General features: G+C 62.0%; 17 protein-coding genes, 1 tRNA gene and 1 pseudogene. 13 read left to right on the top strand and 6 right to left on the bottom strand.

Annotated features, from left to right (window positions below; genetic code table 11):
• The first annotated feature begins 165 nt into the window (after positions 1 to 165).
• The 8 genes from ACNHKD_RS03780 to ACNHKD_RS03815 all read left to right on the top strand — a co-directional run bounded on the left by ACNHKD_RS03780 (position 166) and on the right by ACNHKD_RS03815 (position 6709).
• Entirely contained in the window at positions 166 to 1251 is a 1086-nt protein-coding gene (locus tag ACNHKD_RS03780) for a copper amine oxidase (RefSeq protein ID WP_442755788.1), read from the top strand.
• A gap of 114 nt (positions 1252 to 1365) precedes the next feature.
• The gene (locus tag ACNHKD_RS03785) at positions 1366 to 2682 is read left to right on the top strand and encodes an RHS repeat-associated core domain-containing protein (RefSeq protein ID WP_442755789.1); all 1317 of its coding nucleotides are present in this window, start codon (positions 1366 to 1368) and stop codon (positions 2680 to 2682) included.
• A 19-nt stretch (positions 2683 to 2701) separates the two neighbouring features.
• The gene (locus tag ACNHKD_RS03790) at positions 2702 to 2911 is read left to right on the top strand and encodes a hypothetical protein (protein ID WP_442755790.1); all 210 of its coding nucleotides are present in this window, start codon (positions 2702 to 2704) and stop codon (positions 2909 to 2911) included.
• A 304-nt stretch (positions 2912 to 3215) separates the two neighbouring features.
• Complete coding sequence (locus ACNHKD_RS03795; protein ID WP_442755792.1) at positions 3216 to 4175, top strand: RHS repeat-associated core domain-containing protein; 960 nt, start codon at positions 3216 to 3218, stop codon at positions 4173 to 4175.
• Between the two features lie 8 nt (positions 4176 to 4183).
• On the top strand, positions 4184 to 4528 hold the full coding sequence (locus ACNHKD_RS03800) for a DUF1493 family protein (RefSeq protein ID WP_442755793.1): 345 nt from the start codon (positions 4184 to 4186) through the stop codon (positions 4526 to 4528).
• 105 nt (positions 4529 to 4633) lie between these two features.
• Positions 4634 to 4885 carry a hypothetical protein gene (locus ACNHKD_RS03805; RefSeq protein ID WP_442755794.1) on the top strand — a complete coding sequence of 84 codons (252 nt, stop codon included), beginning with the start codon at positions 4634 to 4636 and terminating at the stop codon, positions 4883 to 4885.
• On the top strand, positions 4885 to 5472 hold the full coding sequence (locus tag ACNHKD_RS03810) for a tyrosine-type recombinase/integrase (RefSeq protein WP_442755795.1): 588 nt from the start codon (positions 4885 to 4887) through the stop codon (positions 5470 to 5472). Before ACNHKD_RS03805 ends, ACNHKD_RS03810 begins: the two co-directional genes overlap by 1 nt.
• Positions 5473 to 5522: 50 nt before the next feature.
• Positions 5523 to 6709, top strand: a protein-coding gene (locus tag ACNHKD_RS03815) for an IS3 family transposase (RefSeq protein ID WP_442753301.1) whose coding sequence is annotated in 2 segments (ribosomal slippage) — positions 5523 to 5775 and positions 5775 to 6709 — 1188 coding nt in all. Because the reading frame shifts where the segments join, the coding sequence is not laid out codon by codon here.
• 4 nt (positions 6710 to 6713) lie between these two features.
• Here ACNHKD_RS03815 and ACNHKD_RS03820 read toward each other — a convergent pair.
• Entirely contained in the window at positions 6714 to 6851 is a 138-nt protein-coding gene (locus tag ACNHKD_RS03820; protein ID WP_442755796.1) for a hypothetical protein, read from the bottom strand.
• A gap of 25 nt (positions 6852 to 6876) precedes the next feature.
• Here ACNHKD_RS03820 and ACNHKD_RS03825 point away from each other — a divergent pair, with 25 nt between their 5' ends.
• Together ACNHKD_RS03825 and ACNHKD_RS03830 are read left to right on the top strand one after the other, a co-directional pair.
• Complete coding sequence (locus ACNHKD_RS03825) at positions 6877 to 7173, top strand: hypothetical protein (RefSeq protein ID WP_442755797.1); 297 nt, start codon at positions 6877 to 6879, stop codon at positions 7171 to 7173.
• A complete protein-coding gene (locus tag ACNHKD_RS03830) occupies positions 7056 to 7583 on the top strand; it encodes a hypothetical protein (protein ID WP_442755798.1) in 528 nt (175 codons plus the stop codon). The genes ACNHKD_RS03825 and ACNHKD_RS03830 overlap by 118 nt, the downstream gene beginning before the upstream one ends.
• 483 nt (positions 7584 to 8066) lie before the next feature.
• On the opposite strand, the pseudogene ACNHKD_RS03835 reads toward ACNHKD_RS03830, so the two are convergent.
• The 3 genes and pseudogenes from ACNHKD_RS03835 to ACNHKD_RS03845 all read right to left on the bottom strand — a co-directional run.
• Positions 8067 to 8552 (bottom strand): annotated as a pseudogene (locus tag ACNHKD_RS03835) (IS630 family transposase); the annotation flags it as partial.
• A 114-nt stretch (positions 8553 to 8666) separates the two neighbouring features.
• Positions 8667 to 8743: transfer RNA gene (locus ACNHKD_RS03840), tRNA-His, on the bottom strand.
• Positions 8744 to 8842: 99 nt separating this feature from the next.
• A complete protein-coding gene (locus ACNHKD_RS03845) occupies positions 8843 to 9361 on the bottom strand; it encodes a DUF721 domain-containing protein (RefSeq protein WP_442755799.1) in 519 nt (172 codons plus the stop codon).
• A gap of 47 nt (positions 9362 to 9408) precedes the next feature.
• Between ACNHKD_RS03845 and mutY the strand changes: the two genes are divergently transcribed.
• Together mutY and ACNHKD_RS03855 are read left to right on the top strand one after the other, a co-directional pair.
• On the top strand, positions 9409 to 10470 hold the full coding sequence (mutY, locus tag ACNHKD_RS03850) for an A/G-specific adenine glycosylase (RefSeq protein ID WP_442755800.1): 1062 nt from the start codon (positions 9409 to 9411) through the stop codon (positions 10468 to 10470).
• Between the two features lie 21 nt (positions 10471 to 10491).
• Complete coding sequence (locus ACNHKD_RS03855; protein WP_442755801.1) at positions 10492 to 10752, top strand: Imm74 family immunity protein; 261 nt, start codon at positions 10492 to 10494, stop codon at positions 10750 to 10752.
• A gap of 15 nt (positions 10753 to 10767) precedes the next feature.
• Here the strand turns inward: ACNHKD_RS03855 and ACNHKD_RS03860 are convergent, their stop codons facing one another.
• Together ACNHKD_RS03860 and glpK are read right to left on the bottom strand one after the other, a co-directional pair.
• Positions 10768 to 11022 (bottom strand): hypothetical protein, encoded by a 255-nt coding sequence (locus ACNHKD_RS03860; RefSeq protein WP_442755802.1) that lies wholly within the window; start codon positions 11020 to 11022, stop codon positions 10768 to 10770.
• Between the two features lie 3 nt (positions 11023 to 11025).
• A complete protein-coding gene (gene glpK, locus ACNHKD_RS03865; RefSeq protein WP_442755803.1) occupies positions 11026 to 12519 on the bottom strand; it encodes a glycerol kinase GlpK in 1494 nt (497 codons plus the stop codon).
• Between the two features lie 103 nt (positions 12520 to 12622).
• On the opposite strand from glpK, the gene ACNHKD_RS03870 reads away from it, so the two are divergent.
• Positions 12623 to 12943: a hypothetical protein gene (locus tag ACNHKD_RS03870; RefSeq protein ID WP_442755804.1), complete on the top strand. Its 321-nt coding sequence runs from the start codon at positions 12623 to 12625 to the stop codon at positions 12941 to 12943.
• Positions 12944 to 12948: the final 5 nt, after the last annotated feature.

A 12948-nucleotide genomic window follows, 5' to 3' on the forward strand; every position in this document is an offset into this window, starting at 1 on the left:
TACAAGAAAATCGGAAATTATCCTTCCGCCGGTTTTTGTTTATCCCGATCTTGGAGAAGCCTCTCCCGGATATGCGGCGGCCTCGCAGCGCTTCTATCATTTCACCTTGATCCCAGCGCGGCGTCTTCAGAAGATTCGCCGTTAGCCGTGGAAATTGCGCCAATCATGCGCGAGAAGCTGGCCTTGGAGTCCACAAAGTCGGCATGGGACGCGGCGATCTCCGACTGCCTTCCGCAGGACATCGCTTTCGCTTCGGGATCGGGCTGGCGGATCTGCGTCAAGGCCGTGACCCGCTTCGGGCTCGTCGTTTCCCACGTCAGCTTCCGCAAGTCTCCCGACGCGCCTTTCGTTCTCGTGCTGAGCGACGGGCGTTTCAGCGAAATCCTTGTTCCCTACAACAAGGGAACGCCGCGCCTGATGGATCTCGTCTTCTCGAGCTTTCCCGTTTTGACGCTGAGCGCCGACAGCCCGCTGCGCAGCGATTGCCCGGCCCCGCATGTCCTTCTCGACGACAAGCGCATCTGCCGGGAAGTCCGGGACTATGGGATCGCCGTGAAGAAGGACGCCGAGGTCCGGCGGGGGCAGGAAGTCAGCTTCTTCGCGGTGCTCGACGCAGACAATTACGACTACATCTCCGAGTGGATTTTCCGCGACGACGGCTCCATCGTCACCCGCGCCGGCGCGACGGGCGTCAAGCGCGACGGCCCCGAGGACGAAAACGGCCATATGCATAATTTCACCTGGCGCCTCGACTTCGACTTCGGCGGGGCTGATGGCGACTCAGCCTGCGTCACCCGCCATATCGAGAATATGAATGCGGCTTATTCGACCGCCACGGATCGCTGCGACCTGATCGAGACCGAAGGCGGTCTCCAATGGAACCCGGCCGAGTTCAACACGATCGTCGTCTCCGACAGCGTGCTGAAGAACGCGCGGGGTCGGCGCACGGAATACGAACTCATCCCGCTGCGCTCGGGCGTCGCGCGGCACACCGAGCTCTTTTCCCGCAACGATTTTTGGATCACGCGCGCCAAGCCAGACGAACTGCTTGCGGTTAATCTCCCGGATTACGCCAAAGGCGAGCCCGTCGCCGGCGAGGACATCGCCGTCTGGTATACTGGTTCGCTGCGCCACGAGGACCACATGCGCGATGAAGACCGCGACGCGGTTCCCGTGCTTTGGGTCGGCTTCGAATTGCGCCCGCGCAATCTCTTCGACGCGACGCCGTTTTTTGGGAAGGATGCGCGTTGATATCGGATCAGGGAAAGTGAAATAGCGATGGGACGGCGCGCAGCCGAACGCGGTCGGGCGTCTCGTCTCCATGTCCGACGAGAACGGATCGATACAGATTATCGCATCACTCAAGTGCAGACGGGCCCCGCCGCCGCGCCAAGCGTCGTCAATCGAACGCTCGCCTGGACCGGCGACGTAGTGGATACGATCGACGACGCCATCAATCCGGGGCGCTCCGAGCGGCTCTCCTACACGCCGACGCGGCGCCTGAACCGCGCGAAAGGCATGTATGGCCTGCTTGCCTGGACCTATGACGCCAACGGCAACCGCGCGACCGAGACAGGGGCGGACGGCGTTATTTCCACCTACAGCTATCCTGCCGACTCCAACCGGCTCGACTCGGTGACGCCGGCGGGCGGCGCGGCGCGCAGCTTCGCTTATGACGCCTCGGGCGACATCATTGGCGACACGCGAGTTGGCGCGCTCGGCATGAGCTTCGAATATGACGGCGAGCATCGGCTGTCGAAGGCATATCAGACCAATGCGCCCACCAGTGTTGCGACCTACGGCTATGACACGCTGAACCGTCTCGTTTCGCGCAGCGTCAACGGCGTGACGACGTTCTATATCCACGATATCTCCAACCACATCATCGCCGAGACCGATGCGACGGGCGCGACGCTGCGCGAATATATCTGGCTCGGCGATCTGCCGGTGGCGGTCGTCGCGGGCGTCAACACCGCGAATCCAGTCGCCTACTATGTCCATACGGACCATCTGGGTCGCCCAGTGCGGATGACATCGCAGACGGGAGCGATCAACTGGTGGGCGGTCTATGCGCCTTTCGGAAGCGTTTATGCGACAGGCGGCGCGCTCTCGCAGGACATGCGCTTCCCGGGGCAATGGTTCCAGATCGAAAGCGGTCTCGCCTATAACTGGAACCGCCACTACGACGCCACGCTCGGGAGGTATCTGCAGCCTGATCCGGCTGGATATGCGGGCGGGCGGAATCTTTATCAGTATGTAGGCGCAAGTCCGCTTGCGTTTACGGATTTCTCCGGTCTTGTCATCGGGGACTTTCCTCCTCCTCCGCCAGGCTATGACCCTGCTACATGGACACAGGGACAGTGGGGGAACGGGAGGCATTGGTTACGCGATTCTGAGGGCAACACATATACAATTCATCCCGAAGATGAGGGGCATTGGCGTCATTGGGACAAGCGAGACAATGACAATAATGACCAGGGAATGGTGCCCCCCAACTGTGGCAAACCACGTGATAATCAGCGCAGTCTGAAATCAAACCAGTCGACAAGCGATCCAAGCGGTTCCTCTCCTCCATGGACCCCTAAGATCGTCGCCCCTGTCGTGCCGGTCGATCCAATTCCCATGATGCCTCCTATGATTAGAATTCCTATTATAAGAATGCCAATTCCCATCATCCCTTAAGTGTTGAAAGGGCGTAGCAATGCTAAGCTTTGAGTGCGAGGAAGACACAATAAAGATTGCTTTAGATTCTATCGGGCTTGAGCAATTTATCACCATTTTAAGGCAACTTGAAAAACGTCGGGGCCACATGCATTTGCTGACACCGTCAAATGGAGGTCATGAGCTGGACGAAAAAACGCCTTGGGGAAATAAAGCAATTGGCGAAGTAATTATCGACCTTATTGAATAGATACGTTTACGTCTGTCCTATAATTGGATAGATAGCCAGTGTAATTACAGTATTGGTGCTTTTTGGGATGGCGCCATGCAGGCGTGGCATATGATGGGTATTTGCAGTACCATTCTAACGTCGAACATGGTCTTCCTTCTGACCAAGCGTGGAGATGCGCCAATCTAACTAAGTCAATCGCAGCGGGAATGAAGAAAATGGCAGACTCTTCGCGTTGGTGACGTTTTCACCAAGTGTAAAATTAGAGCTATGATCGTGCGCTTTTTCCTGACATTTCAATGCAGGCCGCTTTGCGCTGAACGGCATGAGCTTCGAATATGACGGGGAGCATCGCCTGTCGAAGGCGTATCAGACCAATGCGCCGACGAGTATCGCGACCTATGGCTATGACGCGCTGAACCGCCTCGCCTCGCGGACCCTCAATGGGGCGACGACGTTTTACATTCACGATCTTGCCAATCACATTATCGCCGAGACGGACGCCACAGGCGCGACGCTGCGCGAATATATCTGGCTCGGCGATCTGCCAGTGGCGGTCGTCGCGGGCGTCAACACCGCAACCCCCGTCGCCTACTATGTCCATACGGACCATCTCGGCCGCCCGGTACGGATGACCTCGCCGGCGGGAGGAATTTCCTGGTGGGCCGTTTATTCGCCCTTCGGAACGGTCTATGCGACGGGCGGCGCCCTGCAGCAGGATATGCGTTTCCCGGGGCAATGGTTCCAGCTTGAAAGCGGTCTCGCCTATAACTGGAACCGCCATTATGACGCGACGCTGGGGAGATACGTCCAACCCGATCCGATCGGGTTGGAGGGCGGGAGGAGCCTTTATGGTTACGTCGGCGGGAATCCCGCGAGCTACATTGACCCAGCCGGAGAATTTTCCTTCATCCCAATTATTGCGGGGGTAGGCGCAGGATTGGCGTTTGACTATGCATTGCGGGAATGGAAGGATGCCCATTGCAGTTGCAAGGGTTCAACTACACCCGCAGGAGCATCCGGGAATGGCGCTGCCGGTGGCGCAAATGGAGCATTTGGTCCGTTTGCATCGAAACCTCGGGTGGGAATCGGCGGCGGCGGACCATCTGGATTATCTACTTCGTCTTTCAGTCAAGCCGTCGGCGATGCTTATCAGGCTGATCTTATCAGTATTGGAACGAGGAACGCGCTGCGGGGTGCCGGGAGCATCCTTTCAGAGTTGTTGCCTCCGGCAACTCTGGCACTGGCAGCCTACGAAATTTATGGCGCGGCAAACTGTCAGTGAGTACGGAAATGGTAAGTCCAGTCGGTCCGCTTACGAGGGTGTATCTGCGCAGGTGTGGCTATGGTGAATCCGAAATTAACAAATGGAATGGCGGGACAAGGCTACTTCAAGATATCGGGCTTGTTGGAGATAGTGCGTGGGATGAATTCACGCGCATGCACCGGGATTTCGGCGTTGATTTGACAGAGTTGGAAATCGATAAATATTTTCCGCCTGAACTTTCAGGCGCGAGATTGGTCGTGTCTTTTTTCGGTTGGACCGAGTTTGGTAAGCGTCTTAAGGAGAGATACCCTGCGGTCACTCTAGATATGATTGAGACTACGCTAGCAGCTAAAAAGTGGAAATTTGAATGAGCGGCCGTTCGACCCGCTCGATTCTATGACGCCTGGGGTGGCAGCGTTCGCTCGGCTTGAGCCAAATATATGATAATGTCCTTTATCTTATATTGTGGGAGATTGGTGATGCACCCTGACAAACGGCTTGAGCTTCTGTGGAAGGAAAGTGGCGAGGCGGCTCGACAACTCCAAAGGATTGCGGATGAGCAAGCGTCCCGAGCGGAGCAGTTCATAAAGTCGGGCGTCAACAATCCCGAGCGCGAGCAAGAACTCGCGAAGGAGCATGTGAAAGCGATCGAACGGGTTCTCCAAATTGGCCAACAGCTCGAACAAGCCGCCATAGACGCGGGTGTTCTGCCGCCGAAGAAGATTTGATGAACCATCTCGCTCCCATCAGCGCCGAGGTGCCCGCGCTTGTCCGCTTCGCCGGTGAGCGCGCGCAGACACGTTTTTGGGAATTCTTCGTCAACAACATACGCAACGCGCATACGCGACGCGCCTACGGTCGCGCGATCGGCGACTTCCTCGCCTGGTGCGAGCGGCGCGGTCTCACGTCGATAATCGACATCGAGCCGCTTCATATTGGCGCTTACGTTGAAGTGCTTACGCGCAGCCACAGCGCGCCGACCGCCAAGCAGCGCCTGGCGGCCATCCGCATGCTGTTCGATTGGCTGGTCACAGGCCAGATCGTCCCGGCCAATCCTGCGGCCAGCGTGCGCGGGCCGAAGCATGTCGTCAAAGTTGGCAAGACGCCCGTGCTCGACCCATCTGAGGCGCGCGCGCTTTTCGACAGCATCGACGTTTCGCCGCCGGTCGGCTTGCGCGACCGCGCGCTCATCGGCTTGATGGTCTATTCCTTCGCGCGCGTCGGCGCGGCGCTCGCCATGAAGGTCGAGAACGTTTACGTGCAGAACCGCCGCCTCTGGGTGCGGCTGCAGGAGAAGGGCGTGACCTGCCCCTGAGAAATTCCCCCAGAAGCGATTAGAGTCCGGGCTATTGCAGGACGGACGAGATGAAGAAGAAACGGTTCACGGAAGAGCAGATTATCGGGATTTTGCGGGAACAGGAGGCCGGCGCGAAAGCGGCTGATCTGGCGCGAAAATACGCGGTTTCGGAAACGACCCTCTACAATTGGAAGGCCAAGTTCGGGGGCATGGACGTCTCCGAGGCGAAGCGGCTGAAGGGGCTCGAGGAAGAGAACGCGCGCTTGAAGAAGCTCTTGGCGGATCAGATGCTTGAGTCGGCGGCGCTTCGGGAGCTTCTGTCAAAAAAATGGTAGGGCCCGCCGCCAAGCGCGAAGCCGTCGCGCACCTTCGGGCCGTCATGAGCCTGTCGGAGCGTCGGGCCTGTAACATCGTCGCCGTCGACCGTAAGACGGTCCGCTATGTTTCGAAGCGGCCGGCCGACACGGCGTTGCGCGCCAGACTGCGGGACCTCGCCAATGAGCGCCGGCGCTTCGGCTATCGGCGGCTGTTCGTTCTGCTGCGGCAGGAGGGTGAGCGGGCCGGCAAGAACCGCATCTACCGCCTCTATCGCGAGGAGGGGCTGACGGTGAGAAAGCGCCGAGCCCGCCGCCGCGCGGTCGGAGCTCGGGCGCCCATTCCGGTCGAGGCGCGGCCGAATGCGCGCTGGTCGCTCGACTTCGTGCATGACCAGTTCGCCTGTGGCCGGCGCTTCCGCATCCTCAATATCGTCGACGACGTGACGCGCGAATGCCTGGCGGCGATCCCGGACACCTCCATCTCCGGCCAGCGCGTGGCGCGGGAGCTTTCGGCGCTCATCAAGCGACGCGGCATACCCGGCATGATCATCTCCGACAACGGGACGGAGTTTACCTCGAACGCGGTTCTGTCGTGGACGAGCGAGAACAGGATCGAGTGGCGTTACATCGCGCCGGGGAAGCCGATGCAGAACGGATTCTGCGAGAGCTTCAACGGGCGCATGCGGGACGAACTCCTGAACGAGACGTTGTTCTTCGGGCTCGACCACGCGCGGGCGAAGATCGGCGCATGGACCCACGACTACAATCATCGTCGCCCGCATTCCGCTCTCGGCTACGCGACGCCAGCGGCCTTCGCGGCCAATCTCACCGCAACAGGCGACCGGCTGCGCAACCCTGACCAGCTCCGCCGATCGCCTGTTGCTACATTCGCGCCCTCGGGCGTATCAACCGCCAGGACTCAACTCGCCGCTGGATGAAAGCTTAGGGGCAGGTCAACATCATCGCGGAGACGGACGCCACAGGCGCGACGCTGCGCGAATATATCTGGCTCGGCGATCTGCCGGCGGCGGTCGTCGCGGGCGTCAACACGGCGACGCCGGTCGTCTCATATGTCCACACGGACCATCTCGGCCGTCCGGTGCGGATGACCGCGCAGACGGGAGCGATCAACTGGTGGGCGGTCTATGCGCCCTTCGGCGCCGTCCATGCGACAGGCGGCGCTCTGCAGCAGGACATGCGCTTTCCGGGCCAGTGGGGTTCCAGCTCGAATCGGGGCTGGCCTACAATTGGCATCGCCACTACGACGCCACGCTCGGAAGATATGTGCAGCCGGATCCGATTGGGTATGCCGGAGGACGGAGTCTATATGGGTATGCTGGACAGAATTCGTTGGTGTTTTTTGATCCACTTGGGTTGGATCAACAATGGGGCGTTAGCGTAAATGGCACTGTCGCAGGTGGTTGGGGTTTGGGCGGTTCAATCGGCGTTGGTATGTCAATCCCAGACGGGGGCAGCTTTTTGGATTGGCAGCCATTTATTAATATCCAAGGTAACGCGATGATTGGTGTTGGACTGTACGCTGGCGTTGGAATAGCCGGTAATTACAGTAAGTCGTGTGGTTTGTTGCCCGTAGGTTTCGGTAACGATTCGGGCCTTTATGCTGACGGGGACTTGGGGTGGGGGCCTTCTGTTGGCGGTAGCGTCCAGGTAAATAATGACGGTGTTTCAAATGTTGGATTTCCTGTCGCGCCTAGAATTGGAGAAGGTATAGGAGTTTATGTCGGCGGAGGTGGCTATAGGAACTACAGTCTAACCTTGCCGTCCATAGGAAGGATGTTGGGGCTTAGATAATACTTCACGAAACAAAATGTAAACCTAAATGTAGAGAATGATGGAGAAGTTTGTAGTAACAGTTGGCGTACGGATTACAACTATCGTAGCCGTGGTTGCGACGGCTGGATTGTTTACAGTGGTGTGGCGATTTTTTGCTGATAAAAATGGACAAGGATCACTCGGCGATATTCAAATCGCGTCGATTATGTCTTTTGTTGCAATCGTCGCCAATACAATCCTTAGGTATTGGAGGCGTGGGCTATAGTTGCGGGCTTGCGGGATGAGGCTGCGGGCGTCACGACGCTAGGACGCTCAACCAGCATGTCGGGTGCGGCTTTGATGGCGGGGATTCCCTTGAGGAGCACTGCTATTGTGTCGATATTGATGCTGATGCTTTCCACGTGCTCCAGCGGCGAGAAAATTGTCCGCTCGGAATGCGACGGGCCGAAAGGTTCTATTTGTGTGGAATATGTTGAAAATCGATCAGGCGGCGCGCTGGCGTCGGGCGATCTCGTTTTCGAGCTGGGGCACGGATTTGAAGACGCCTCGCCGAATTTTTCGGCGCGTAATCGTCGAGAAGAGGCCTTCGACGGCGTTCAGCCACGAAGCCGAGGTCGGCGTGAAGTGGAAGGTCCAACGCGGATGATCGGCGAGCCACTTCATGACTGCGGGGTGCTTGTGGGTGGCGTATTTATCGAGGATGGCGTGAATGACCTTGCCCGCGGGCACGGCGCGCTCGACGGCGGAAAGGAAGCGGATGAACTCCTGATGTCGATGCTGTTTCATGCAGCGGCCGATGACGATTCCATGCAGCACGTCCAGCGCGGCGAACAGAGTGGTCGTGCAGTTTCTCTTGTAGTCGTGGGTCAGGGTCCCGCATTTTCCGGGTTTGAGCGGCAGACCAGGCTGGGTGCGGTCGAGCGCCTGGATTTGGCTTTTCTCGTCGATGGAGACGACGACCGCGTGGGCCGGCGGGTCCATGTAGACCACGCGGCCCCGCTCCCGCTCTCTGCCCGTCCGCCAACGCCCGCGCCTACGTCTCCCGGTTGCACGCGGATGCGCGCCCGTGCGTCTCTGTCGATCAGAAATTGTAGGAAAGAATGGTACCGCCACCCCGGCTCGAACGGGGGACCCCCAGATCCACAATCTGGTGCTCTAACCAACTGAGCTATGGCGGCCCGAAGCGGCGCGAAACTATTCGCAAGCGCAGTGGATTGCAAGCGTTCCTGCGCGCGGGCGCGAAAGTCGCGGCGCGGCGGGGCGTTCGGGCCCGCGGATCAGGCTTTGCGGCGCGCCGCCAGGGCTTTTTCTCCCAGCCGCACCAGCGCGGCGCGCAGGGCTTCTTCGTCCACGCCCTCGGTCGCGGCCTCGGCGCGCGCCCGCGCCGCGGGGTCGGCGAGACTGGGCCGGGGGCGCTTTTTCCCCGTCTGGGGGGCGAGCGTCTGCTGGCGCAGGGCGACGCGGGCGACGCAGCGCCAGCCCAGATGCGCGTTGACCCGGTCGATAATGGCCGGGGCCATGTGCTGGATCTCGAGTCCGAATCCCGGCTCCACGCGCAGGACGAGCGACGCCGGCTCCTGCGGCTTGCCGGGAGCGGGTTTGCGGGCGCGGGCGGGCCATTGCAGCCGCTCGGGGGCGCAAATGTCGGCAACGCGCGCGCCGACGATCTCGCGCCACTGCATGAGGAGCGACGCCTCGCCGAAGCCCTGCTTCGCCACGAGCGGATCAAGCTCGCGCAGCACATATTCGGCGAGCGGGCGGGCGAAGACGCCTTTGACGCGCGGCGCGAGGCTCATGCGGCTCTCCCTTGCCCGGGCGCCGCCCTGCGCCCTAATGATCGGCCATGATAACGCCTCCCGCAAAACGGCGAAAGCCCGGTCCCGCCCTTCTCGCCTGGTACGACGCGCATCGCCGCGACCTGCCCTGGCGCGCGCGGCCGGGCGAGCGGGCGGACCCGTACGCGGTGTGGCTCTCCGAGATTATGCTGCAGCAGACCGCCGTCGCCACGGTAAAGGGTTATTTTGAGAAGTTTCTCTCCCGCTGGCCCACGGTCGAGGCGCTCGCCGCCGCGCCGATCGAGGAGGTTCTCGCGGCCTGGGCGGGGCTCGGCTATTACGCTCGAGCCCGCAATCTCCACGTCGTCGCGGCGAGGGTCGCGCGAGACTATGGCGGCCGATTTCCGGAAAGCGAAGCCGGGCTTCTCGCCCTGCCGGGGATCGGCCCCTATACGGCCGCGGCCGTCGCGGCGATCGCTTTCGACCAGCCCTGCGCCGCCGTCGACGGCAATGTGGAGCGCGTCATCACGCGGCTGTACGCCATTGAGACGCCCGCGCGGCAGGCCAAGCCTCTCATTCGCGAGAAGGTCGAGGCGCTGCTGCCGCCCGCCCGCGCCGGCGATTTCGCGCAGGCGCTGATGGATCTCGGCGCGACCGTCTGCACGCCGCGCGCGCCCGATTGCGGCGTCTGTCCGTGGTCGGCGGGTTGCGCAGCCTTCGCCGCCGGAAAGCAGGAGGCCTATCCGGCCAAGGGGAAGAAGGTCGAAAAGCCAAAGCGGCGCGGCGCAATCTTTATTTTGAGGCGCGGCGAGGAGGCTCTCCTGAGCCGCCGCCCCGAAAAGGGCCTTTTCGGCGGCATGAGCGCCTTTCCCTCGACCCCCTTCGCGCGGGACGTGGGGCCGCAAGAGCAGTTGAGGCACGCGCCCTGCGCGGCCGACTGGCGGGCGTTGCCGCAGCCTGTCGCGCATGTCTTCACCCATTTCGCGCTTGCGGCGACCGTCTTCGTCGCGCAGGCCGAAGGGGAAGCGCCGCTTCTTCCCGATTGCCGCTGGGCGGCGCGGCGCAATCTGGATAGAGAAGGACTGCCCACCCTCATGCGCAAGGCAGCCGTGCTGGCTGGGCTTATCTGACGATCGGCGAAGAGGGCGACCATGGCGCGGGCGAAGATCAAGGTCGAGATGACGGAAGGCGCGATCCGCGTGCGTCAGGACGGGCGCACGCTCACGATCCACGCCGAGGCCCCCGACGCGGAATCAGGCGAGGAGACGGATTTCGTCGTGCGCCTCGACGAGATCGAGGCGTGGGACGCGCCGGATCAGGATAAGGAAATCGACATAGAGGATCTCCAGCGCATTCTCGACGCCGTGGAGAGGGAACTCGCGAAGCACGGGCTGACGGTGGATTTCGACTGACGGCCGCCCGGGCGGTTACGGTCGCAGGGGCATGAATCTGCCGGTCAGCGGATCGATAACGCCTTTCGGCCCGCCGGGGACATAAAGGATTCCGCCGCGCGCGCCGACATAGTTGCGACCCACCGGAACGAGCGCTTCGCCGGTGGCCGAATTCGTCGGATGGGGCGGGGTCAAATTGGCGGCCGGCGGCGGCGCGATCCTATCCGTCGCCCATGCTGGGAGCGCGCAAGCGAGTAGGAAGCTCAGGCCAAGTCGGGCGCGCGGCGGCATTGCTTACCTCCACCCCAAGGACCGTTCGACCGCTTTTTCCCAGCCGGCGATGAGTCGCGCGCGCTCATCCGCCGGCATCGCGGGTTCGAAGCGCTTCGACGCGCGCCAATGGGCGGCGACGTCTTCCAGGCTTTTGAAAAAGCCCACGGCGAGCCCGGCGGCGTAGGCGGCGCCGAGCGAGGTCGTTTCCAAATGCCTTGGCCGCACCACCGGCGCGTCGAGAATGTCCGCCTGGAATTGCATGAGCAGATCGTTCGCGGCCATGCCGCCGTCGACCTTGAGTTCGCCGATCGTCGCGCCCGAATCCGCGACCATCGCGGCGAGCACTTCTCGGGTCTGATAGGCCGCGGCCTCCAGAGCCGCCCGGGCGATATGGCCTTTATTCGCGAAGCGCGTCAGACCGGCGATGATCCCGCGCGCGTCGGCGCGCCAGCGCGGGGCGTAGAGGCCGGAGAAGGCGGGCACGAAATAGACGTCGCCATTGTCGGCGACGGACTTCGCCAGCGCCTCGATCTCGCGGCTCGACTCGATCAGCCCGAGATTGTCGCGAAGCCATTGCACCAGCGCGCCGGCGATGGCGATGGAGCCTTCGAGGGCATAGACGGGCTTCGCCGCGCCGAGCTTGTAGCCGAGCGTGGTGAGAAGCCCCGTCTTCGAGACATGCGGCGTCTCGCCTGTGTTCATCAGCAGAAAGCAGCCGGTGCCGTAGGTGTTCTTGGCGTCGCCCGGCTTCAGACAGGCCTGTCCGAGCAAGGCCGCATGCTGGTCGCCGAGCGCGCCGGCGAGCGGAACCCCCGCGAGCGGCGCGACGCCGGCGCCATAAACCTCGCTCGACGAGACGATCTCCGGGAGGCAGGCGCGGGGGATGTCGAAAAGCGCGATGAGTTCGTCGTCCCATGAGAGCGTCGCGAGATTCATGAGCTGGGTTCGCGACGCATTTGTCGCATCCGTGACATGACGTCCGCCATTCGGGCCGCCGGTCAGGCTCCAGATCAGCCAACTGTCGATCGTGCCGAACAGCGCTTCGCCGCGTTCGGCCTTTTCCCGCGCGCCGGGGATATTGTCGAGGAGCCAGGCGAGCTTCAGCGCCGAGAAATAGGTCGCGAGCGGTAGGCCCGTTCTTGCGCGGACGAAGTCTCCCGCGCCCTGCGCCGCCAGTCGGTCGACGAGCGGCTCGGTGCGCGTGTCCATCCAGACGAGCGCATTGTGAAGGGGCGCGCCGGCGGCGCGGTCCCAAAGCACGCTCGTCTCTCGCTGATTCGTCACGCCGACGGCCGCGAGGTCGCCGGGAGAAAGCCGCGCTTTCTCGAGCGCGCCCGCGATCGCGGCCTTCGTATTGGCGAGGATTTCCGCCGCGTCGTGCTCCACCCAGCCGGGGCGGGGATAAATCTGATTATGCTCGCGCTGGTCGAAGGCGCGGATCTCGCCCGCTTCGTCCACGACGACGAAGCGCGTGCTGGTCGTGCCCTGATCGATCGCGCCGATGAAGTGCGCCATGAAAAGCCTCGCTAGCTTAATGGCTTATGAACAAGGAGTTCAGCCCCGGTTCACCGCTTGCGCGACAGACTTCAACTGTCGAATTCAGGCAGGAGAATGCGCCATGAAATCCGCCATCGTCAAAATTTCGCTCGCGACGCTCGTCATTGCCGGCGCTTCGGCGGTCGTCCCCGCCCGGGCGCTGCCCGGCATTGACCCCGGCGTCGCCGCCGGGGCGGGGCCGAAAGCGGACAAAGTCTGGTGCGGCGCCTATGGCTGCGGCTGGGGCGGCGGCGGTTATTCCTATGGCGGGGGCTATGGCTGGCGCCCGCATCCGCGACCATGGGGCTACGGCTATGGCTGGCGTCCGCGCCCCTGGGGCGGCTGGGGTTCGCGCCCCTATTATGGCGGCTATGGCGGCTATGGCTGGGGCGGCGGCTGGTAAGGGGG

This window comes from Methylocystis sp. JAN1 (genome assembly GCF_052186135.1).
Taxonomy (GTDB): domain Bacteria; phylum Pseudomonadota; class Alphaproteobacteria; order Rhizobiales; family Beijerinckiaceae; genus Methylocystis.